Raw genomic sequence first — 20,805 nt, 5'->3', positions numbered from 1 at the left:
CTTCTTTAGTGGAATTCGCAGGTGCATCACAGCGACGATAGACATTCAAAGAAGTTCGTTTTATTTTCGCGAGGAGGCGATCAGGTGTCTACAGTGCTGGTTCTCTGCGGTGCAGGTGCCTCGAGCACCTTTTTGGCTCATGCGCTGCGCCGTCAGGCAACTATTCGTGGGCTCGCCCACACCTTCACCCCGGCAAGCGTCGCCGCATTGAGTATGCCTCTCACCTCGGTGGACGTTGTGCTGGTCAGCTCCCACGTCTCCGACTTCTTCGATCAGGCCGAAACTGCAGCTGCGGCGATCGGCGCTAAAGCTGTACAGCTCCCGGCGATCAATTTCAATGCCGCTGGAGCGGACCTCGCCCTCGACCTTCTCAACGCCCTCCCTCAGGTAACGACAGAAAGCAGCAACAATGGCTGAACAAACTATTCGGGTGGCCTCAGCGCACGGGCTTCACGCTCGCCCCGCTTCGCTCTTCACTCAGGCGGCGGCTGCGTCTGGTCTCAACGTCACTATCGCCAAAGGCGATAAGTCAGTGAATGCCTCCAGCATCCTGAGCGTTATTTCGCTGGGTGTAACGCATGGCGACGAAGTCACCATTACGGCTGAAGGCGATGGCGCCGACGCTGTCATCGCTACCCTGACTGAAATTCTCAGTACCGATCACGACGAGAGCTAGTCGTGATCGGTCGCTTCCCTCGCAGTATCCTCACATCACAGATATCGGAGTAAAACAATGACAACGTCGTCTACGACCGCCAAGAGTGGCGGTGCGCGCGTAGGGGTCCAGAAATTTGGAACCTTCGTTAGCGGAATGGTGATGCCCAACATCGCGGCATTCATCGCTTGGGGCTTTATTACTGCACTGTTCATCCAAACCGGTTGGCTGCCGCTGCTCGGTGTCGACGCGGTATGGGTTCAGCAGCTCGGTGGTTGGAGCCTCGATCCTGAGGTCACCAACACGGGTCTCGTTGGGCCGATGATCACGTACTTGCTTCCCTTGCTGATTGCGAACACCGCAGGACGCATGGTCTACGGAACGCGTGGTGGCGTTGTCGCCACGATCGCGACCGTGGGTGTCATCATCGGTGCGGGTATTCCGATGTTCCTCGGCGCCATGCTCGTTGGTCCCAGCTCTGCGTGGGTCATGAAGAAGATCGATGCTCTCTGGGCCGGCAAGATTCGCCCCGGCTTCGAGATGCTCGTTGACAACTTCTCCGCCGGAATCGTAGCCATGGTTCTTGCAATCGCTTCGTTCTTCTTGATTGCGCCGATTGTTACCGCGATCAGCAACGGTCTCGAAGCGGTCATCGCTTTCCTCGTCGAGAACAGCCTGCTTCCTCTGGCGAGCATTTTCGTTGAGCCTGGCAAGATCCTCTTCCTCAACAACGCCATTAACCACGGTGTATTTACCCCGCTGGGAACTGCGGAGTCGCTCGAAAAGGGTCAGTCGATCTTGTTCCTCATCGAAGCAAACCCTGGCCCTGGCCTCGGCATCCTGCTCGCCTTCTTGGTATTCGGTGTTGGCCTGCTGCGCGCAAGCGCTCCCGGCGCCATCCTGATTCACTTCGTCGGCGGTATTCACGAGATCTACTTCCCCTACGTATTGGCTAAGCCGCTACTCGTTGTAGCTGCAATCGCTGGTGGAGCAACAGGTGTTCTTACGAACGTCATCTTCCAATCGGGTCTGCGTGCACCGGCATCACCGGGATCGATCATTGCGGTTATCGCACAGACACCTCCCGGAAGCATCGTCGGCGTTCTGCTGTCGGTTGTCTTTTCGGCCGCTGTTTCGTTCCTCGTCGCCTCGATCATCATCCGTGCCGGCCGTAAGCGCGACCTTGAAGCTATGGCAAATGGCGACGATGCTCTCGCAATGGCTGTCGCTAAGAACGAGGCCAACAAGGGTAAGGGCAGCTCGGTAGGCGACCTGCTCGGAACCGGTGCCGCTGCTGGTGCGACCGCTGGTGCTGCCACTGGTGCTGCCACTGCAACGAAGATCCAGAACGTTGTGTTTGCGTGTGACGCAGGCATGGGATCGAGTGCGATGGGCGCCACCGTTCTTCGGAACAAGTTCGCGAAGGCTGGCATCGAAGGTGTCAACGTCACGAACAAGGCGATCGCCAACCTCGATGGGTCGGAAGACCTCATCATCACGCAGAATCAACTGACGGATCGTGCCACCGAGAAAGTTCCCGGCGCAATTCATGTTTCAGTTGATAACTTCATGAACAGTCCGAAATACGACGAAGTCGTAAACATGGTTAGCGAATAACAGGAGAAATCATGAGCAAGGTACTCGAGCTAGACCAGATCAAAGCGGCTGGCACCGCTCGCACCAAAGAAGAGGCCATCGCTGAGGCGGCGGAGATTCTGATTGCTGCTGGCGCGGTAACGCCCGAGTACCTTGGCTTCATGAAGGCCCGTGAAGAGATGACATCAACATTCATGGGTAACTTCCTAGCCATCCCGCACGGCACGAACGAGGGCAAGGACACAATCTTGTCGTCTGCGCTCTCGTTCGTGCGGTACGCGGATCCCATCGATTGGGATGGGAACGAGGTTCGCTTCGTTGTCGGCATCGCCGGCAAAGACGGCGGCCACATGGACACTCTCGCCGCTGTTGCCACGATTTTTAGTGACAACGATGAAGTGCAGAAGCTTATCGATGCTTCGGGCGAAGATGAACTGCTCGCTCTGCTTTCTGAATTGAACAACGCATGAAGGCCGTACACTTCGGAGCCGGAAATATTGGCCGTGGCTTCGTTGGTCTGATTTTGCACAAGGCCGGCTACGAGATTGTGTTCGCGGATGTCGCAGCAGAACTCATTGATAGCCTCGCCGCCGCAGACAGCTACCAGGTGCACGAAGTGGGCGCCGAGCCCCGCACCGAGACCGTTGATAACTTCCGGGCTCTTAATAGTGCGAGTAACGAAGCTGGCGTGATCGAAGAGATCGCCACCGCTGACATGGTGACCACCGCAGTGGGCCCCAACATCCTCAAGTTCGTTGCACCCCTGATCGCTCAGGCCATTAAGGCTCGTTCGGCGGATCTGCCGCCGTTGCAAGTGCTTGCCTGCGAGAATGCGCTGTACGCCACCAACAATCTGCGCGCCGAAGTAGCGGTTTCTGTCGACGCTGAAACGCTCGCCGCGAAAGCAATTTTTGCGAATACTGCCGTTGACCGTATCGTGCCGGCCCAAGATCCAGCTGCCGGTCTCGATGTCACGGTGGAAGACTTCTTCGAGTGGGCCATCGAGAGCGCGCCATTTGGTGACAACGTTCCGGAGATCGCTGACGTTCATTTCGTCGAGAACCTCGAGCCGTATATCGAGCGCAAGCTCTTTACCGTCAACACCGGCCACGCCACTGTGGCCTATCACGGCTTTCTTCGGGGAGCAGAAACGCTCTCCGCGGCTATGGCAATCCCTGAGGTTGCCGCTGAGGTCGACGCCGTGTTGGCGGAGACCAGCGCGATGCTGATAGCGAAGCACGGTTTCGACGCCTCGGAGCACGCCTCCTACGTCGCGACCTGCACGCGCCGGTTCAGTAATCCGCACTTGCCCGACACTCCTGAGCGGGTGGGCCGCAGTCCGCTGCGCAAACTGTCGCGCAACGAACGCTTCATCAGCCCGGGCAGCGAACTCGCGGCATCCGGGACGACTCCGAACGCGATCCTGCGTGCGGTGAGTGCAGCCATGCAATTTAGCGTGCCGGAAGATCCCGAAAGCGTGCGAATGGCGGAGCTGCGGTCATCGCTGTCAGCCACAGACTTCGTCACAGCAGTGATGGGACTCCATGAGGGTGACGCTCTCTATGACGCGGCCGTCGAAACTGTAAGCGCGCAATCCTAGACCCAACTTGGCGAAACGCCCGGGATTAGCGTAGGCTCTCTCTTTGGTGTTTCAGGCCGTTTTTTTCGCGCCTTGGCTTTGTTAAAAGTCACTCACCACAATCTACGCAGACCAGCGAACCACACTTATAGCGACGAAGAGGCTATGGCCAAAAAAGACGGTGTCATTGAGATCGAAGGAGCAGTAGTCGAGGCTCTGCCCAACGCGATGTTTCGTGTTGAGTTGACGAACGGCCACGTTGTGCTCGCGCACATCTCCGGCAAAATGCGACAGAACTACATTCGAATCCTTCCGGAGGACCGTGTAGTTGTAGAGCTGAGCCCGTATGACCTGACTCGCGGCCGGATCACTTACCGCTACAAGTAAAGGGCGCTGGAAAGTAACGTCCACTTTTCCTTTGCAGGGCTAGTGGAACGAAGACAGCGATTCACAAGGAAAAATAATGAAGGTTAACCCCAGCGTTAAGCCCATCTGCGACCACTGCCGCGTTATTCGCCGCAACGGACGCGTCATGGTCATCTGCAAGTCGAACCCGCGCCACAAGCAACGTCAGGGCTAAGGTTCCGCGAGCAGATCGCACGGCTGCGCGGGTGGGGCGAGCGATCGCCACACACCGCAGCACACAATTCAATACACAGAACTAGCAACACCAGATCCTGCGTCCGCGAAAGCGGGCACGGGGGACACCATCGGTTGGAGGCCGGTGCACAGGTGCTGCTACAGACCTCCACTCATCAACAGGAGAAGCCACTATGGCACGTCTAGCCGGCGTCGACATCCCACGCGACAAGCGTGTAGAGGTCGCACTGACTTACATTTACGGTGTTGGCCGCACGAGTGCACTCAAAGCACTCGCCGACACCCAGATCAGCGGAGAGATCCGCGTACAGGATCTCACCGATGATCAACTCATCGCGCTGCGTGACTACATCGAAGGAAACTTCCAGGTAGAAGGTGACCTCCGTCGTGAGGTTGCAGCAGACATCCGCCGCAAGGTTGAAATCGGCAGCTACCAGGGTATCCGTCACCGCAAGGGACTGCCCGTTCACGGACAGCGCACGAAGACCAACGCTCGTACCCGCAAGGGCCCGAAGCGCACCGTAGCCGGCAAGAAGAAGGCCCGATAGACCCTGGGTTCAACCCCAGCGTCGTCGCCATCAACGTTTTAGGAGAAAACAATGGCAGCACCAAAATCGGCCGCTCGTAAGCCGCGTCGTAAAGAAAAGAAGAATGTTGCAGTGGGCCAGGCTCACATCAAGTCAACGTTCAACAACACCATCGTGACCATCACCGACCCGACCGGCGCAGTTCTTGCCTGGTCGTCGTCAGGTGTTGTCGGCTTCAAGGGTTCGCGTAAGTCGACCCCTTACGCCGCACAGATGTCTGCTGAGTCGGCTGCGCGCCAGGCTCAGGAGCACGGTGTCAAGAAGGTAGACGTTTTCGTCAAGGGACCGGGTTCAGGTCGCGAAACTGCGATCCGCTCGCTTCAGGCTGCTGGTCTCGAAGTGGGTTCGATCAACGACGTAACACCGCAGACGCACAACGGTTGCCGTCCGCCCAAGCGTCGTCGCGTTTAGTTTCACGCCGTACTAACGAGGCAACTCGCTAGTGCTGGTGTCGTGTAGCGAGGGCCCCTGGTGGCCCTCGCACACAGTTCCAGCGCACAACTCAATACAACGTCGGGCCAGCCACCCGTCGCCCACAAGTGTCATATAGCGGACACTTTGCCGAAAGGAATCACCAGTGCTCATTGCACAGCGTCCCACCCTTGCTGAGGAGAACATCTCCGAATTCCGTTCACGGTTCGTTATCGAGCCGCTCGAACCCGGTTTCGGTTACACCCTCGGAAACTCACTTCGTCGCACCCTTCTTTCGTCGATCCCCGGAGCCGCTGTAACCAGCATCCGTATCGACGGAGTTCTTCACGAATTCAGCACCGTCGCCGGTGTCAAAGAAGACGTGACCGAGGTCATCCTGAACATCAAGAACCTCGTAGTCTCCAGCGAGCACGACGAGCCCATCACCGCTTACCTGCGCAAGCAGGGTGCGGGCGAAGTTACCGCGGCTGACATTTCTGCACCTGCCGGTGTAGAGATTCACAACCCGGAACTCGTCATTGCAACGCTCAACGACAAGGCCAAGTTTGAACTTGAGCTGACGATCGAGCGTGGCCGTGGCTACGTCACCGCAACGCAGAACCGCAGCGAGTTCAGCGAAGCCGGCCAAATTCCGGTCGACTCGATCTACTCGCCCGTACTCAAGGTCACCTACCGTGTCGAGGCAACTCGTGCCGGTGAGCGCACTGACTTTGACCGTCTCGTTGTGGATGTCGAAACCAAGTCCGCAATCACTCCTCGCGATGCAGTGGCTTCGGCCGGTCGCACGCTGACCGAACTGTTTGGTCTCGCTCGCGAGCTCAACACAGCAGCAGAGGGTATCGAGATTGGTCCTGCACCGGTTGACGCCGTGCTTTCGACCGAGCTCAGCATGCCGATCGAAGACCTTGATCTTTCGGTGCGCAGCTACAACTGCCTCAAGCGCGAAGGCATCAACACCGTAAGTGAACTGGTTGCTCTTTCTGAGACCCAGCTCATGAACATCCGTAACTTCGGTCAGAAGTCGGTTGATGAAGTGCGCGACAAGCTGGTTGAGATGGGACTGTCGCTGAAGGACAGCGTTCCCGGATTCGACGGAGCACACTTCTACGGCGGATACGCCGACGACGAGACCAACGCTTGAGCCACTGGCTCGAACCTTTGACACTGGAGAACTAGAAAATGCCTACACCTACTAAGGGCCCGCGTCTCGGCGGTGGACCGGCGCACGAGCGCCACATGCTCGCCAACCTGGCCGCAGCCCTGTTCACTCACAAGAGCATCAAGACAACGGAAATGCGTGCCAAGCGCCTGCGTCCCGTTGCTGAGCGCCTGATCACGTTCGCGAAGAAGGGTGACTTGCACAACCGTCGCCGCGCGCTCGGAATCATCAGCGACAAGACCGTCATCCACGAACTCTTCACGGTCATCGCGCCGCAGGTTGAGAACCGCGATGGTGGTTACACTCGCATCACGAAGCTTGGTTTCCGCAAGGGAGACAACGCTTCGATGGTTCAGATGGAGCTCGTTCTTGAGCCCGTTACACCTAAGAAGAAGGCCCCGAAGGCTGCCGCTAAGGCTGAGCCCAAGGCTGCTGCAGAAGAGCCCGCCGTTGAGGAAGCTCCTGCTGAAGAAGTTGTCACCGACGAGGTTGCGACCGAAGAGACTGCAGAAGAGAAGTAACTTTCTTCGCTTGAGAAGACCCCGGCTCCGCTTCATGCGGGCCGGGGTTTTCTTGTTGAAATAGGGTTGAAGTATGAATGAAGAGGCACCCGCTATCCCGGCGCCTGAGTCGGATGCCATCCATTACACGCGCTTGCGGCTCGACATTGCCTATGACGGTACGAACTTCTTCGGGTGGGGAATTCAGCCACCGCCGCTGCGAACGGTTCAGGGGACCATCGAGGCTGCCCTAGCGATTGTGTTTCGTCGCTTCGGAGTCACCCCTCAGCTCGTTGTTGCTGGGCGAACTGATGCGGGCGTACACGCCACTGGCCAAGTGGCACACCTGGACCTCACCGACCGACAACTGCGCAGTCTCGATCGTCCCCGCCGCGGCAACATGGGCGGTCGACGGTACGACGGCCCTGCATCCTTGGCTCGCAGAATAAACGGGATTACGGGCCTCGAGTCCGATATTTTTCTGACCCAATCGGCAATCGCACCCGAGGGCTTCGACGCGCGCTTCTCACCGCTGTGGCGCCGCTATGAGTATCGGATCGCCGACAACCTGTCGCCGCGGGACCCTCGCCAGCGCAACCACACTCTCTGGTACCCGGCAACGCTTGATGTCGACGCCATGAACGTGGCTGCGAAAGAACTGCTCGGGCTTCACGACTGGGCCGCGTACTGCAAACCACGCGAAGGTGCCACGACGGTGCGCACTTTGGAACATTTCAGCTTTCGCCGAACCGATGAGGGGATCATCCTCGCCGAGGTGCGCGCCGATGCGTTCTGTCACAGCATGGTGCGTTCGCTCGTGGGGGCTGGGGTGCACGTCGGGCAAGGAAAAATTGACGCCACCCGCCCCGCTGACATTCGCGACGAGCGCTCCAAGCGAAGCGAGTTCAAGGTCATGCCGGCGAAGGGCCTGTCGCTCGTCGAGGTGGGGTACCCGCCAGACAACGAACTGGGTGCACGTGCAGAACTGACCCGTTCGCGCCGCGAACTCTTCGACTAAGACCGGCGACCCCGCGGGGAAGATACTGTGCTGTTCCTGCTTTCTCTGACGTTTGCCGTAGGCGCGGAGTTCCGCTAGTGTTGACCCTTGGTGTCTGCACTATAGGGTGCGGCATCCGATCATGAGCCCTCCAACCGGAATTGTTTCCTCTGAAACAACCATCGGAGCGGGATTCACGAACACCTCACTCGATCAATGAAAGCAGCACTATTGTGACGCGTACATATTCGCCCAAGCCCGACGACATCAAGCGGGAATGGGTCATCATCGACGCAGCCGACATCGTCCTCGGTCGTCTCGCCAGCCACGCAGCTATCCTGCTCCGCGGAAAGCACAAGGCCACCTTTGCTCCGCACATGGACATGGGTGACTTCGTCATCATCATCAACGCTGAGAAGGTCGCCCTCACCGGTTCCAAGCTCAAGCAGAAGAAGGCTTACCGTCACTCCGGTTACCCGGGTGGGCTCACAGCCACCACGTACTCCGAGATGCTGGAAAAGCACCCCACGCGCGCCGTTGAAAAGGCCATCCGTGGAATGCTCCCCAAGAACTCGCTCGGTCGCGCTCAGCTCTCGAAGCTGAAGGTATACGCGGGTACTGAGCACCCCCACGCTGCCCAGCAGCCCACGCCGTACACCCTCGACCAGGTCGCTCAGTAGCGCCCGCGCTTCACGAAGCAAAGAATTAAAGGACTTATTACAGTGGCTAAGATCGAAGATTCAATCACCGAGGGTGCACCCGAGTCGTACACGACCGAGTCGGCAGCAGTTGAGGCGCCCAGCGCACCTCGCCCCGTTCTCACCGTTCCCGGCGCAGCCGTAGGGCGTCGCAAGCAGGCTATCGCCCGCGTGCGTCTCATTCCCGGTTCGGGCACCATCACGGTTAACGGCCGTGAGCTCGCCGAGTACTTCCCCAACAAGCTTCACCAGCAGCTCATCAACGATCCGTTCAAGATCCTTGACCTGCTCGGTGGCTACGACGTCATCGCACGCATCACCGGTGGTGGCCCCTCGGGTCAGGCCGGCGCATTGCGTCTCGGCATCGCTCGTTCGCTGAACCAGATTGACGAAGAGAACAACCGCGCCGCCCTCAAGAAGGCTGGCTTCCTCACTCGTGACGCTCGCGTCAAGGAGCGTAAGAAGGCCGGACTCAAGAAGGCGCGTAAGGCTCCGCAGTTCTCGAAGCGCTAACCCGCTTCGCCTGCTAGCGGCAACGTATGGCACGTCTTTTTGGTACAGATGGCGTTCGCGGACTCGCGAACAGTGATCTTACTGTCGAGCTTGCGCTCGGCTTGGCTCAGGCGGCAGCAGTCGTCCTGGGCCAAGGCCGAGTCGCTGACGGTCGGCGCGCTTCAGGCCGCCGCCCGGTAGCTGTTGTCGCACGCGACCCCCGCGTATCCGGCGAATTTATTTCCGCCGCAGTATCCGCGGGGCTCGCGAGCTCGGGCGTCGATGTATTCGACGCCGGAGTAATCCCCACCCCGGCAGCAGCGTTTCTCGTTGCCGACTTCAAAGCCGACCTCGGAGTAATGATCTCCGCGTCGCATAACCCCGCTCCTGACAACGGAATCAAATTCTTTGGTCAGGGCGGCACCAAACTTCCCGATGAGGTCGAAGACCGCATCGAAGCCGCCCTTGCTGCTCCGAGCCTTGCTCCGACCGGCGTTGAGGTCGGTCGCATCCGCCGCTTCTCCGATGCTGAAGATCGCTACGTCGTTCACCTGTTGTCGACCTTGCCGAATCAGCTTGCCGGCATCCACGTCGTGCTCGACTGTGCTCATGGCGCAGCAGCAGGAGTCTCGCCCCAGGTATTCACGGATGCCGGGGCCAAGGTCACCGTAATCGGTGCCGATCCTGATGGCATCAACATCAATGATGGAGTCGGATCTACGCATCTCGACAACCTCGCTTCTGCTGTTCTCTCGCACGGCGCCGACGTCGGAATCGCTCACGACGGTGACGCCGACCGGTGCCTCGCGGTCGACAAAGAGGGCAACATCGTTGATGGCGACCAGATCATGGCGATCCTGGCGGTATCGATGGCCGAACGCGGTGTACTTCACGACCGCACGCTCGTCGCGACCGTCATGAGCAACTTGGGACTCCGCCGCGCGATGGCAGAGCACAACATCAAGATGCTCGAGACCAAGGTCGGCGACCGTTACGTTCTCGAAGCCCTGGGGGCCCGCGGGCTCTCCCTCGGTGGCGAACAATCCGGTCACGTCATCATGACTAAGTTTGCGACCACCGGCGACGGCATTCTCACGGGGTTGCACCTGGTGGCTGAAATGGCTCGTACAGGCAAGACGCTTGCTCAGCTCGCGGCGGTCATGACCGTCTACCCGCAGGTTCTCGTGAACGTGCGCGGAGTAGATCACCACTCGCTCGGTTCAGACTCCGCCATCGCCGACGCGGTTGCCGTCGTTGAATCCGAATTGGGCGACACCGGGCGCGTGCTTTTGCGGGCATCCGGAACGGAGCCTATGGTGCGCGTCATGGTCGAAGCGGAACATCAAGAAGTCGCTCAGCACATGGCTGACCGTCTTGCCGCGGTCGTTCGCGCTCAGCTCAGCTACTAGGTCTTGCGCAGCAGAACTTTCGAGACGGCGTGATCGGCGTCTTTGCGCAGGATGAGTGAGGCCCGAGGCCGAGTCGGGCGAACATTCTGCGTGAGGTTGGGCTCGTTGGTGCGCTTCCACACCTCACGGGCACGGGCACGGGCGGCGTCTTCGTCGAGGTCGGCGAAGCGGTGAAAGTACGAGCGCGGGTTGCTGAAGGCGCCGCGCTGAAGACGCAGGAAGCGCTCCTCGTACCAGCGCGCAATATCGCTGGTTCGAGCATCCACATAGATAGTGAAGTCGAAGAGGTCGCTGACGGCGAGGTTCTTGCCCGCGATAGGCGGTTGGAGCACATTGAGACCCTCGACGATGAGAACGTCAGGCTTACGTACGGTCACCGTCGCATCCGGGACGATGTCGTACGCCAAGTGGGAGTAGAACGGTGCGCGCACTTCTGGCTCGCCCGCTTTGATCTTGCTGACGAAGCGCAGTAGAGCCCGACGGTCGTAGCTCTCGGGAAAGCCTTTGCGTTCGAGGATGCCGCGGCGTTCGAGTTCGGCGTTGGGGTGTAGAAACCCGTCGGTCGTGATGAGCTCGACCCGAGGTGTTCCCTCCCAGCGGGAGAGCAGTTCGCGGAGAAGGCGCGCGATCGTCGATTTGCCGACAGCGACAGAACCCGCAACGCCAATGACGAAGGGCGTGCTGGAGGTGGTGGCTCCCAAGAATTGGGTAGTGGCGGTGTGAAGTCGCTGAGCGTTCTCGGCGTACAAATTGAGCAGGCGGCTGAGGGGCAAATACACCTCGGCGACCTCCGTGAGATCGAGTTCATCGCCTAAACCGCGCAACTCAATGAGCTCCGCCTGGGTAAGGGGAACTTTCATCTTGGGGGCAAGTTCAGCCCAATCGCTCCGATCGATGTCAAAAAAGGGAGAAATGTGACTGTGTCCGGAGCCATGTTCATGCATCCGGAACATCCTATCTGCGCGCAGATACCCAGTTTGGGGAACTAAACTCGTTTCCATGTGTGGAATTGTCGGTTACGTCGGTAACAACAAAAGCCTTGAGGTTCTCCTCGGCGGTCTTAAGCGTCTCGAATACCGGGGTTATGACTCCGCCGGTGTTGCGATTATTGATGAGGACGGTGAGCTCGGAACGCGCAAGCGTGCCGGCAAGCTCCAAGTGCTCCTCGATGATCTTGACGCTACTCCGCTCAACAACGGAACGACCGGTATCGGCCACACGCGGTGGGCAACTCACGGTGGCCCGACCGACGTCAACGCTCACCCGCACTTGAGCGCCGACCACAAGCTCGCGCTCATTCACAACGGAATTATCGAAAACTTTTCTGAACTGAAGAATGAATTGCTTCTCGACGGCGAGACGTTCGAGAGCGAGACGGACACCGAGGTCGCCGCTGTCCTCGTCGGCCGTGAGTATGACAAGACCGGTGACATCACTGCTGCGATGCAGGCAGTCGTGGCGCGATTAGAAGGTGCGTTTACCCTTCTCGCCATACACAAAGATCAGCCCGGTGTTGTTGTTGGGGCCCGCCGCAATTCACCGTTGGTCATCGGCTTGGGCGATGGCGAAAACTTTATGGGTTCAGACGTCGCCGCCTTTGTGGAGTTCACCCGCCGCGCGGTTGCTGTCGGCCAGGATCAGATCGTAACGATCCGCCCCGATACCGTGCTGGTAACCGACTTTGACGGCAACGCTGTCGACTTTGAAGAGTTCGACATCGCGTGGGATGCTTCGGCATCCGAAAAGGGTGGCTGGTCGAGCTTCATGGCTAAGGAAATCAGCGAAGAGCCGGATGCCGTAGCCAACACCATTCTTGGTCGCGTTCAGGATGGGTTGGTCAAGCTCACTGAATTCGAACCCCTCGGTGATGATGTCATCGCGAACATCGATCGCATCGTCGTCATTGCGTGTGGAACCGCGGCCTACGCGGGGATGCTCGGCAAGTACGCCATTGAGGCGTGGGCCCGTGTTCCCGTTGATGTCGAGCTCGCTCACGAGTTCCGTTACCGCAACCCGATTCTGACCGAGCGCACGCTCGTCATCTCGATCAGCCAGTCCGGCGAAACGATGGACACGCTCATGGCGGTCAAGTTCGCGATGGAGTCCGGCGCGAAGGTCGTTTCGGTGTGCAACACGCACGGCGCCACGATTCCGCGCGAGTCACACGCTGTGGTCTACACGCATGCGGGCCCCGAGGTCGCTGTGGCATCCACGAAGGCTTTCGTAGCTCAGGTTACTGCGCTGTACCTCATCGGTCTCCACATCGCCGGCGTGCGCGGCACGCTCAGCGACGAAGCGATTCGCGAAAACGTGGCGGAGCTTCAAGCCGTGCCCGAGAAAATCTCTGAAGTTCTCATTACCTCGCAGTCGATCAAGCAGCTAGCGCACTGGATGACGGACACTCAGTCGGTGCTCTTCCTCGGTCGCCACGTCGGCTACCCGGTCGCGCTCGAAGGTGCTCTCAAGCTCAAAGAACTCGCTTACATTCACGCTGAAGGTTTCGCCGCTGGCGAGCTTAAGCACGGTCCTATCGCGCTCATCGAGCCCGGCCAGGTTGTCTTTGTGATCGTTCCAAGCCCGCGCGACCCGAATTCGCTTCACAAGAAGGTTGTCTCCAACATTCAGGAGATCCGTGCTCGGGGCGCTCGCGTCATTGCTATCGCTGAGAAGGGCGACGCGGCGGTGCTTCCATTCGCCGACGAAGTCATCCCGATTCCTCTCGCTGGTTCGTTCTTCGAGCCTCTGCTTGCTGTCATCCCGCTGCACATCTTCGGTATGGAGCTTTCTGCTGCGAAGGGACTCGACGTCGACCAGCCTCGCAATCTCGCGAAGTCTGTCACCGTCGAATAGGTTTCATCGTGATCGTGGGGATCGGTGTGGATGTCGTCGACATCGCCCGCTTCGAGCGTGCGTTGCAGCGCACACCGACCCTCACATCGCGCCTGTTCTCTGAGAGCGAACAGCTCAAAGAGGGCAAACCCCGCCCGCTTCGATCGCTCGCTGGAAGATTCGCAGCGAAAGAAGCGCTCATTAAGGCGCTGGGAGATTCGAGCGGAGTCACCTGGCACGACATGCGAGTCGTGTCGGACGCACTGGGAAACCCCTCGCTCGAGCTCCACAACTCGACGAAAGATATTGCCGATCGTCGGGGAATTACCTCGGTTCATCTTTCGATGAGCCACGACGCGGGAATCGCGATCGCCTATGTCGTTGCGGAGGCCACCCCATGAGCGATCTTCGACTCGCGACGATCAATACTGCGGCTATCAGCCACAACATCGAAGTGCTGCGTGCTCTTGTCGCGCCCGTTAAAGTCATGGCCGTTGTCAAAGCTGACGGCTACGGCCATGGGTCGTTTGCCAGTGCGCGAGCGGCTCTTGCCGGCGGTGCCGACTGGCTCGGAGTCGCTGACCTCAACGAAGCGTTCGCTCTGCGCGTGGCAGGTATCGACGCTCCACTCTTAGCGTGGTTGCATCAGCCGGGGGCAGCATTCGGTGAAGCGGTGCGCGCGGATATCGACCTCGGGGTGAGCAGCCTTGCTCAGCTGACTGAGGTTGCCGCGACATCCGACACCGCCTATGTGCACCTCAAGGTAGACACCGGCCTGCACCGCAACGGTGCGTTTCTGGATGAGTGGCACCAGTTTTTCGAGGCTGCCGTCGCCCACGAGCTTGCGGGTCGTATCCGCGTGCGCGGGCTGTGGAGTCACCTCGCCAATGCCGGTGCCGAACATGATCTCGAACAGATCGAGCAGTTCTCTGCAGCGATTGCGATGGCTGAATCGGTCGGCCTACGCCCCGAGTTGCGGCATCTTGCTGCTTCGGAGGGCGCGATCAAGCACCCGGCGGCTCGCTTTGACCTCGTTCGGGTGGGAATCTCGAGCTATGGGCTCTCGCCCGCCACCGATGTGGATGTCGCCGCGCTCGGACTCGTTCCCGCAATGACGCTCAGTGCTCCCGTCATTTCAGTCAAGCGCGTTAAGGCAGGCTCAGGCGTCTCCTATGGTTACGCGTACCGTTGCGAGCGCGATACGACGCTTGCCCTTGTTCCGCTCGGTTATGGCGACGGCATTCCGCGTCAGGCCTCGAACCGGGGACCAGTTTCAATTAACGGGGCCGTCGGTCGCGTGGCAGGCCGCGTAGCGATGGATCAGATCGTGGTCGACATGGCAGACGCAACCGTCGCGATCGGCGACGAAGCGATCCTCTTCGGCGATCCTGCCGCGTCAGTGCCGAGTGCCGATGACTGGGCCGAAGCGGCCGACACGATCAACTACGAAATCGTGACCCGAATCGGGCCTCGGGTGACGCGCAGGTACGAATCGTGACCACATTTACTGTAGCCACCCCCGATCGTATGGCTGAACTCGGAGCAGCGATTGCTGCCCAATTGGGAGCCGGCGATCTCGTGTTGCTTAATGGCGAGCTCGGGGCTGGCAAGACAACCCTGACGCGCGCGATTGGCGAGACTCTCGGCATCCGAGGCACGGTCACGAGTCCGACGTTTGTGCTGGCGCGCACGCATCCGCGGCTGGATGACGCCGGTGTTGAACTGTCGCCCCACCACGCTCCGCCACTCGTTCATGTCGATGCGTACCGTCTTGGTAGCGCGGTTGAACTCGACGACCTCGACATCGACTTCGAAGCATCCATCGTGATCGTGGAATGGGGCGCCGGATTGCTCGACGGTGTGAGCGACAGCTGGCTCACCGTCGACATCGCCCGCCCGATCGGCGGCGGCGCGAACGCCCACGATCTCCCTGAAGCGGGAACGGGAACGGGCAGCGGCGACGATGTCGGTACCGACACCGACACTGGGGCCGAGGACGCCCTCGACGACTTCGACGACGAGGCCATAGAACCGCGCACGGTGACCGTGACGGGCACTGGCCCGCGGTGGACAGACATGGAGTGGCTCAATGCTGTTAGCGATTGATACCTCGGCGGGCACGACCGTGGCGGTCGTGGGCACCGACGGTGTGGTGCGCGCGGAACGCGATTCTCTCGACACTCGTAAGCATGCCGAGGTAGTCGGCGATTTCATCCACAGCACCCTCGCTGACGCGGGAATTGCTGTAACCGACCTGACCGGTGTCGTGGCGGGAATGGGCCCTGGTCCCTTTACCGGCCTGCGCGTGGGCATCGTGGCGGCTCGAACTTTCGCCTTCGGTGCCGGTCTGCCGCTGTTTCCAGTGGTCACCCATGACGCTCTCGCACTCGGCGAAACCGAGCCCGTCGTTATCGCGACTGACGCGCGCCGCAAAGAACTGTACTGGTCAACCTACGAGGGGTCGGATGCCGCAGGCTTGCCGGTACTCGTCGAGGGCCCTGCCTTGGCGCCCGCCGCCGAACTCGCCACGAGCGTGCCCGGTTTCGAGCACTTCGCGCTGCGGGACACCGAGCCGGTGCACGCCTCGCGGCTCGCACGCCTCGCTCACTTGCTTCGTGATAACGATCGTCCGTTCGCCGGTGAAGAGGCGCTCTATTTGCGCTCTCCCGACGTCACCCTTTCCGCAGGACCGAAACGAGTCACCGCATGAGTTGGCAACTGCGCCGCGCTACGATCGACGACCTCGACGCCATTATGGCGATTGAGGCGAGCGAGTTCGCCAACGATGCATGGTCGAGCGACATGATGCGGGGCGAGCTCGGTGATAACCACGGTTATTACCTTGTCGCGACAACGCTCACGGAGCCCGCCGTGGTGAAGGCTTACGCGGGCTTACGCGCCCCGTACCGCTCGGGCCAGGCCGACATCCAAACCATTGCGGTTGCTCCGGATGCTCGCCGCCATGGAATTGGTCGTGCTCTGATGCACGCGCTTATGGTGGAGGCGCGCGATCGTGGCGCCGCCGAGCTATTTCTCGAAGTGCGCGACGACAACCCCTCGGCGCAACGCCTGTATGACTCGCTCGGCTTCGAGCGCATCGCTGTACGCCCTCACTATTACCAGCCGGATGGAGTGGATGCCATCGTGATGCAACTGACGATTCCTGAACCGAAACTAGCTCCGGCGGTCGGCCAGTGAGCGCGGGAGCCGCAGCGGCCACCGTTTCTAGCGAAGAGGTTCAGTCCGTGCTCTCGGGGGTGACTCCGGCTAACACCACCAACCCGCTCGTACTGGGTATCGAGACAAGCTGCGACGAGACGGGTATCGGTATCGTTCGTGGCAACCAACTGCTGGCGAATGTTATTTCGTCATCGATGGACGAGCATGCTCGGTATGGGGGAGTGGTACCAGAGGTTGCAGCGCGCGCTCACCTCGAGGCGATTCAGCCGGCACTTGAGCAGGCGCTTGCTGAAGCGGGCGTTGAACTCAGCGAACTCGATGCGATCGCGGTAACGAGCGGGCCGGGGCTTGCCGGAGCCCTCATGGTCGGGGTTGCGGCGGCGAAAGCGCTCTCTGTGGCCACGGGTAAGCCGCTTTACGCTGTCAATCACCTCGTCGGGCACGTCGGGGCTGACGTTCTTCGCGACGATGGCACTGAGATCGATCTGCCCACCATCGCACTGCTTGTGTCGGGTGGTCATACCTCGTTGCTTCACGTGCGAGACCTTGTAGCGGATGTCGAATTGCTCGGCGAGACGATTGACGACGCCGCGGGGGAAGCGTTCGACAAGGTGGCGCGGCTGCTCGGTCTTCCGTATCCCGGCGGGCCCGAGATCGATCGCGTTGCCGCGACCGGTGACCCCACGGCCATCCGTTTTCCGCGCGGTCTGAGCCGATCGAAAGATCTCGAGCGTCACCGCTACGACTTCTCATTCTCGGGTCTCAAGACTGCGGTTGCCCGCTGGGTTGAGCGTGAGCAAGATGCCGGAACTGATTTCTCGCAAGCGGATGTTGCCGCGAGCTTTCGTGAGGCTGTCGTGGATATTCTTCTCACCAAGGCTGTCGCGGCCTGTCTCGATCGCGATGTGCCGCGGTTGCTTCTCGGCGGCGGTGTCGTCGCGAATGCGCGCGTGCGGGAGCTCGCGGCAGAGCGCTGCGCGGCCGCTGGTATCGAGCTGCGCATCCCGCCTTTGTCGCTCTGCACGGATAACGGGGCAATGATCGCCGCATTGGGCGCCCAATTGGTGATGGCAGGCAGGAGCCCCTCTACGTTGGGGTTTAGCGCCGATTCGACCCTGCCGGTAACCCAGATTCAGGCCTAGCGCCCTTCTGGAGCCTGTTCATCCTGCGTTGACAGGCTTCTATCAGGCTGAGAATATAGTGGGGCCGCAATCGGCCCCGCCATTTCATAAGGAGCACTTCGCCATGTCAGAACCCACCCCCTACGCCGCAGCACCTGTTGGCGCACCGGTTGCCAAGTGGAACGTCCTGTCCATCGTCTCGCTCGTCACCTCGGTTATCGGATTGAGCCTCGTCGGTATTATCACGGGCCACATTGGCATGAGCCAGATCAAGAAGACGGGTGAGCAGGGCAAGGTGCTCGCCATCATCGGTCTGATCCTTGGTTACCTCGGCTTCGTCGTCGCGCTCATTCTCGGGATTGTCTTTGTTATCGCTTTGTCGCTGGATGGCGTCAGCTCTTACTAAGCTCCGCAGTTGTATACGAAAGGGCCTGTGCAGACGCGCGGGCCCTTTCGTTGTAAGGCGCACTTGCTAAAGTGTGCGCATGGCTACCAATAACTCAGACGGCGCTATCCCGCCGATCGTCTCGCCCTCCGCATCCTCAACGTCGGATGCCCCGCTCGCGAAGGCCACACCCTCCGCCAAGAAGCCCGCGGCGAAGAAAGCCACCACCGCCTCGTCGGCGACTGCCGCGAAGCCTGCCGCCAAGAAGACGACGACCTCTAAAGCTGCTCCGACCAAGGCCGCCACAACCAAAGCCGCGGCCACGACCAAGGCCGCCGCTACAAAGGCGGCGGCAGCCAAAACGACGGCCGCCACCACCGCTGCCGCAAAGACCGCTGCATCCAACGAGACGCCTCCGGCTGCAACGACTGTTCCGGCACCGAGCGTTGATGCTGATGCGGCCGCGAGTGTGCCGCCTGTAGCTCCGGCTGCTCCTGCTGCAGCCGCTCCTGCTGCGGCTGCTCCGGTTGAGGCGGCGCTTCCAGCTCCTCAGGCGGCTCCCGTTACTTCGCCTTCCGACCCGTACGCCGCAGCGAGCGGCACTCCGGTTCCCGGCTACTCACCTCACGCGACTCCGGGTCAGGCCGCCTACACGCCGGTTCCGGCTGGTCCACCACAGGGACTATCGATTGCGTCGATGGCCACGGGAATCGCCAGCATCGTACTTACATTCATGGCGCTCGGTTTCCTGCCCGGAGTCGCAGCGGTCATCCTGGGCCACATGGCACAGAAGAAGCAGCCCCACGCGCGCGCCTTCTGGCTCACCGGCCTCATTACGGGTTACGTCGCAGTCGCTCTGGGTCTTCTCACCGTGATCGGGTGGATCGTTTTCTTCGTTTTCGTATCGAGCAATAGCTTTGGTGGTTCCTACTACGACGGTTACTAAGCCGTCGTTGCTGAGGTTTCGGCAAACGTCGTTCGCTGTGCGAGCAGGGCGCGACGTTTACCTCCTACACGCGTAAGAATCAGCGTTGCACTGTTCTCGCCCTTGAGCGAGAGAGAAGTTCTGAAAGTCGCGGGGTCGATATCGACCCCGCGCTTTTTGATTTCCAGAGTCCCGATTTTACGGTTGGCCAGCTCCTTCTTGAGCGTGCGTTTATCGAGAGCAAAATCGGCCACAATCTCGAAGCAACTAGCGAACGGCGTCGGGACTGCGGCATCCGCGCTGAAGTAGGCGATGGAGGTATCGAGCATGCGACCGTTCAGCTGCCGAGCAAGATCACCGATGAGGCGGGCGCGGATGACGGAGCCGTCCGGCTCGTAAAGGTACTGTCCCAGCTCTCCCGCAGCTTCGTCTTCGCTGTCGGCGGCGGCCGTGAGCTCGGCGGTGCCGTGATCGCCGATGACGAGCGCAGCGCGACGGATGCCGGGGCGGGCCACAGCCCCGAACCAGAGTCCTAGTTCGACGACGTCGCGCCCGACCGATACCCACTGGGCTTCGGCGTCGTGGGGGATGAGGTCGCGGTCGATGCCCGGGCCGAGCTTGATGCCGGTGGGGTAGCGCTCGGCAAGGCCGAAGGCGAAGTCGAGCGACGGGGTCCAGTCGGCGGGGTTGGTGAGGCGCACGCGGGCGTCGCGTCGGGCGGGGTCAAGGTAAATGCCGTCGACGCCCGCGAGGTCAGCCGACTCGGCATCCCCGTGAACGACGTCGGCGTTGCTCCAGGGAGCGAGGTTGAAGGCGGCAATGGCGGCGGTGGTCTCATCGCGTTCGACGGCGGTGACGTTGAGTTCGAGGGCGGCAATGGCGAGCGCATCCGCGCCGATGCCGCAGCCGAGATCAGCGACCCATTTCACTCCCGCCTTCGCGAAGCGGCCGGCATGCTGAGCGGCAACAGAGAGGCGCGTTGCTTGTTCGAGCCCGGCTTCGGTGAAGAGCATCCGCTCGGCGAAGGGACCAAACTTGTTGGCAGCTTTTGCGCGAAGTTTCGATTGACTCAGAACTGCGGCAACGAGGCCGGGACTATGGCCAGCTTTGCGCAGCTCGGCGACGGTGCGCACAATTTCGTCACTCGATTGCCAGGTCGGCAACGAGTCCAAGAGGCGAAGGCCTTCGGCTGAAAGTAGCTCGCGCAATTCGCTCTGATTCATTCTCTAACCGTATCCGTATCCGAATTGGCACTCACGTTGATCGAGTGCCAACCAAGCCGTATAGTTGATCTGGCACTCCTGCACGGAGTGTGCCAGCCCAAGCACTTTTAGAAAGAGGTCAAACGTGTCGGTGTCCATTAAGCCGCTCGAGGATCGCATTGTTATCAAGCAGGTCGATGCAGAACAGACCACCGCGTCTGGGCTCGTCATTCCTGACACTGCGAAAGAGAAGCCCCAGGAGGGCGAAGTAGTCGCCGTAGGTCCCGGTCGCATTGACGACAACGGAAACCGCGTGCCGCTTGACATCGCTGTAGGCGACAAGGTCATCTACTCCAAGTACGGCGGAACCGAGGTGAAGTACGGCGGAGAAGACCTTCTCGTACTTTCGGCTCGCGACGTTCTCGCAGTAGTCGTTCGCTAACGCGATACTCATTTCTT

The 20,805-nt window shown here is 60.3% G+C and carries 27 protein-coding genes; 25 read left to right on the top strand and 2 right to left on the bottom strand.

All coding sequences use genetic code 11. From position 1 onward, the window contains the following. The first annotated feature begins 84 nt into the window (after positions 1–84). The 15 genes from ESZ53_RS07090 (at position 85) to glmM (ending at position 10,704) form a co-directional block, all read left to right on the top strand. Positions 85–417, top strand: coding sequence for a PTS sugar transporter subunit IIB (locus ESZ53_RS07090; RefSeq protein WP_129072187.1), 333 nt, complete (start codon positions 85–87; stop codon positions 415–417). Then, positions 410–676: an HPr family phosphocarrier protein gene (locus tag ESZ53_RS07085; RefSeq protein WP_129072186.1), complete on the top strand. Its 267-nt coding sequence runs from the start codon at positions 410–412 to the stop codon at positions 674–676. The genes ESZ53_RS07090 and ESZ53_RS07085 overlap by 8 nt, the downstream gene beginning before the upstream one ends. A gap of 57 nt (positions 677–733) precedes the next feature. Continuing rightward, a complete protein-coding gene (locus ESZ53_RS07080; RefSeq protein WP_129072185.1) occupies positions 734–2,272 on the top strand; it encodes a PTS mannitol transporter subunit IICB in 1,539 nt (512 codons plus the stop codon). A gap of 11 nt (positions 2,273–2,283) precedes the next feature. Next, a complete protein-coding gene (locus tag ESZ53_RS07075) occupies positions 2,284–2,721 on the top strand; it encodes a PTS sugar transporter subunit IIA (RefSeq protein WP_129072184.1) in 438 nt (145 codons plus the stop codon). After that, on the top strand, positions 2,718–3,851 hold the full coding sequence (locus tag ESZ53_RS07070; RefSeq protein WP_129072183.1) for a mannitol-1-phosphate 5-dehydrogenase: 1,134 nt from the start codon (positions 2,718–2,720) through the stop codon (positions 3,849–3,851). Before ESZ53_RS07075 ends, ESZ53_RS07070 begins: the two co-directional genes overlap by 4 nt. A gap of 144 nt (positions 3,852–3,995) precedes the next feature. Further along, positions 3,996–4,217 (top strand): translation initiation factor IF-1, encoded by a 222-nt coding sequence (gene infA / locus ESZ53_RS07065; protein ID WP_010203795.1) that lies wholly within the window; start codon positions 3,996–3,998, stop codon positions 4,215–4,217. A gap of 76 nt (positions 4,218–4,293) precedes the next feature. Continuing rightward, positions 4,294–4,410: a 50S ribosomal protein L36 gene (gene rpmJ / locus ESZ53_RS07060; RefSeq protein WP_129072182.1), complete on the top strand. Its 117-nt coding sequence runs from the start codon at positions 4,294–4,296 to the stop codon at positions 4,408–4,410. A gap of 193 nt (positions 4,411–4,603) precedes the next feature. Next, the gene (rpsM, locus tag ESZ53_RS07055; RefSeq protein ID WP_129072181.1) at positions 4,604–4,978 is read left to right on the top strand and encodes a 30S ribosomal protein S13; all 375 of its coding nucleotides are present in this window, start codon (positions 4,604–4,606) and stop codon (positions 4,976–4,978) included. Between the two features lie 51 nt (positions 4,979–5,029). Beyond that, positions 5,030–5,428, top strand: a complete 399-nt coding sequence (gene rpsK / locus ESZ53_RS07050; protein WP_009773100.1) for a 30S ribosomal protein S11 — start codon at positions 5,030–5,032, stop codon at positions 5,426–5,428. A gap of 166 nt (positions 5,429–5,594) precedes the next feature. Next, positions 5,595–6,590 carry a DNA-directed RNA polymerase subunit alpha gene (locus ESZ53_RS07045; RefSeq protein ID WP_129072180.1) on the top strand — a complete coding sequence of 332 codons (996 nt, stop codon included), beginning with the start codon at positions 5,595–5,597 and terminating at the stop codon, positions 6,588–6,590. A 38-nt stretch (positions 6,591–6,628) separates the two neighbouring features. Then, entirely contained in the window at positions 6,629–7,129 is a 501-nt protein-coding gene (gene rplQ / locus ESZ53_RS07040) for a 50S ribosomal protein L17 (RefSeq protein WP_129072179.1), read from the top strand. A gap of 73 nt (positions 7,130–7,202) precedes the next feature. Beyond that, a complete protein-coding gene (locus tag ESZ53_RS07035) occupies positions 7,203–8,126 on the top strand; it encodes a tRNA pseudouridine(38-40) synthase TruA (RefSeq protein ID WP_129072178.1) in 924 nt (307 codons plus the stop codon). 212 nt (positions 8,127–8,338) lie between these two features. Continuing rightward, complete coding sequence (gene rplM / locus ESZ53_RS07030; RefSeq protein ID WP_129072177.1) at positions 8,339–8,785, top strand: 50S ribosomal protein L13; 447 nt, start codon at positions 8,339–8,341, stop codon at positions 8,783–8,785. A 42-nt stretch (positions 8,786–8,827) separates the two neighbouring features. Further along, on the top strand, positions 8,828–9,316 hold the full coding sequence (gene rpsI / locus ESZ53_RS07025) for a 30S ribosomal protein S9 (RefSeq protein WP_129072176.1): 489 nt from the start codon (positions 8,828–8,830) through the stop codon (positions 9,314–9,316). A 26-nt stretch (positions 9,317–9,342) separates the two neighbouring features. After that, entirely contained in the window at positions 9,343–10,704 is a 1,362-nt protein-coding gene (gene glmM / locus ESZ53_RS07020; RefSeq protein ID WP_129072175.1) for a phosphoglucosamine mutase, read from the top strand. Here the strand turns inward: glmM and coaA are convergent. Further along, on the bottom strand, positions 10,701–11,648 hold the full coding sequence (coaA, locus tag ESZ53_RS07015; RefSeq protein ID WP_129072174.1) for a type I pantothenate kinase: 948 nt from the start codon (positions 11,646–11,648) through the stop codon (positions 10,701–10,703). The genes glmM and coaA overlap by 4 nt on opposite strands. A 55-nt stretch (positions 11,649–11,703) precedes the next feature. On the opposite strand from coaA, the gene glmS reads away from it, so the two are divergent. The 9 genes from glmS (at position 11,704) to ESZ53_RS06970 (ending at position 19,165) form a co-directional block, all read left to right on the top strand. Beyond that, the gene (gene glmS / locus ESZ53_RS07010) at positions 11,704–13,554 is read left to right on the top strand and encodes a glutamine--fructose-6-phosphate transaminase (isomerizing) (RefSeq protein WP_129072173.1); all 1,851 of its coding nucleotides are present in this window, start codon (positions 11,704–11,706) and stop codon (positions 13,552–13,554) included. A gap of 8 nt (positions 13,555–13,562) precedes the next feature. Further along, positions 13,563–13,934: a holo-ACP synthase gene (locus ESZ53_RS07005; RefSeq protein ID WP_129072172.1), complete on the top strand. Its 372-nt coding sequence runs from the start codon at positions 13,563–13,565 to the stop codon at positions 13,932–13,934. After that, positions 13,931–15,031, top strand: coding sequence for an alanine racemase (alr, locus tag ESZ53_RS07000; RefSeq protein ID WP_129072171.1), 1,101 nt, complete (start codon positions 13,931–13,933; stop codon positions 15,029–15,031). Before ESZ53_RS07005 ends, alr begins: the two co-directional genes overlap by 4 nt. Then, complete coding sequence (gene tsaE / locus ESZ53_RS06995) at positions 15,028–15,639, top strand: tRNA (adenosine(37)-N6)-threonylcarbamoyltransferase complex ATPase subunit type 1 TsaE (protein ID WP_246837413.1); 612 nt, start codon at positions 15,028–15,030, stop codon at positions 15,637–15,639. Before alr ends, tsaE begins: the two co-directional genes overlap by 4 nt. Beyond that, entirely contained in the window at positions 15,623–16,243 is a 621-nt protein-coding gene (gene tsaB, locus ESZ53_RS06990; RefSeq protein ID WP_129072170.1) for a tRNA (adenosine(37)-N6)-threonylcarbamoyltransferase complex dimerization subunit type 1 TsaB, read from the top strand. The genes tsaE and tsaB overlap by 17 nt, the downstream gene beginning before the upstream one ends. After that, the gene (rimI, locus tag ESZ53_RS06985; protein ID WP_129072169.1) at positions 16,240–16,731 is read left to right on the top strand and encodes a ribosomal protein S18-alanine N-acetyltransferase; all 492 of its coding nucleotides are present in this window, start codon (positions 16,240–16,242) and stop codon (positions 16,729–16,731) included. The genes tsaB and rimI overlap by 4 nt, the downstream gene beginning before the upstream one ends. Before the next feature lie 92 nt (positions 16,732–16,823). Next, on the top strand, positions 16,824–17,855 hold the full coding sequence (gene tsaD / locus ESZ53_RS06980) for a tRNA (adenosine(37)-N6)-threonylcarbamoyltransferase complex transferase subunit TsaD (RefSeq protein ID WP_210403878.1): 1,032 nt from the start codon (positions 16,824–16,826) through the stop codon (positions 17,853–17,855). A gap of 103 nt (positions 17,856–17,958) precedes the next feature. Next, positions 17,959–18,240 carry a DUF4190 domain-containing protein gene (locus ESZ53_RS06975; RefSeq protein WP_129072168.1) on the top strand — a complete coding sequence of 94 codons (282 nt, stop codon included), beginning with the start codon at positions 17,959–17,961 and terminating at the stop codon, positions 18,238–18,240. Between the two features lie 79 nt (positions 18,241–18,319). After that, a complete protein-coding gene (locus tag ESZ53_RS06970) occupies positions 18,320–19,165 on the top strand; it encodes a DUF4190 domain-containing protein (protein WP_129072167.1) in 846 nt (281 codons plus the stop codon). On the opposite strand, the gene ESZ53_RS06965 is transcribed toward ESZ53_RS06970, so the two are convergent. Beyond that, positions 19,162–20,367, bottom strand: coding sequence for a class I SAM-dependent methyltransferase (locus ESZ53_RS06965; protein ID WP_129072166.1), 1,206 nt, complete (start codon positions 20,365–20,367; stop codon positions 19,162–19,164). The genes ESZ53_RS06970 and ESZ53_RS06965 overlap by 4 nt on opposite strands. Before the next feature lie 124 nt (positions 20,368–20,491). Between ESZ53_RS06965 and groES the strand changes: the two genes are divergently transcribed. Continuing rightward, on the top strand, positions 20,492–20,788 hold the full coding sequence (gene groES / locus ESZ53_RS06960; protein ID WP_100388242.1) for a co-chaperone GroES: 297 nt from the start codon (positions 20,492–20,494) through the stop codon (positions 20,786–20,788). Positions 20,789–20,805: the final 17 nt, after the last annotated feature.

Source organism: Salinibacterium sp. UTAS2018 (assembly GCF_004118935.1).
In the GTDB taxonomy this organism is placed as follows: Bacteria; Actinomycetota; Actinomycetes; order Actinomycetales; family Microbacteriaceae; genus Rhodoglobus.
This window is presented reverse-complemented; position numbering and strand designations above follow the sequence as displayed.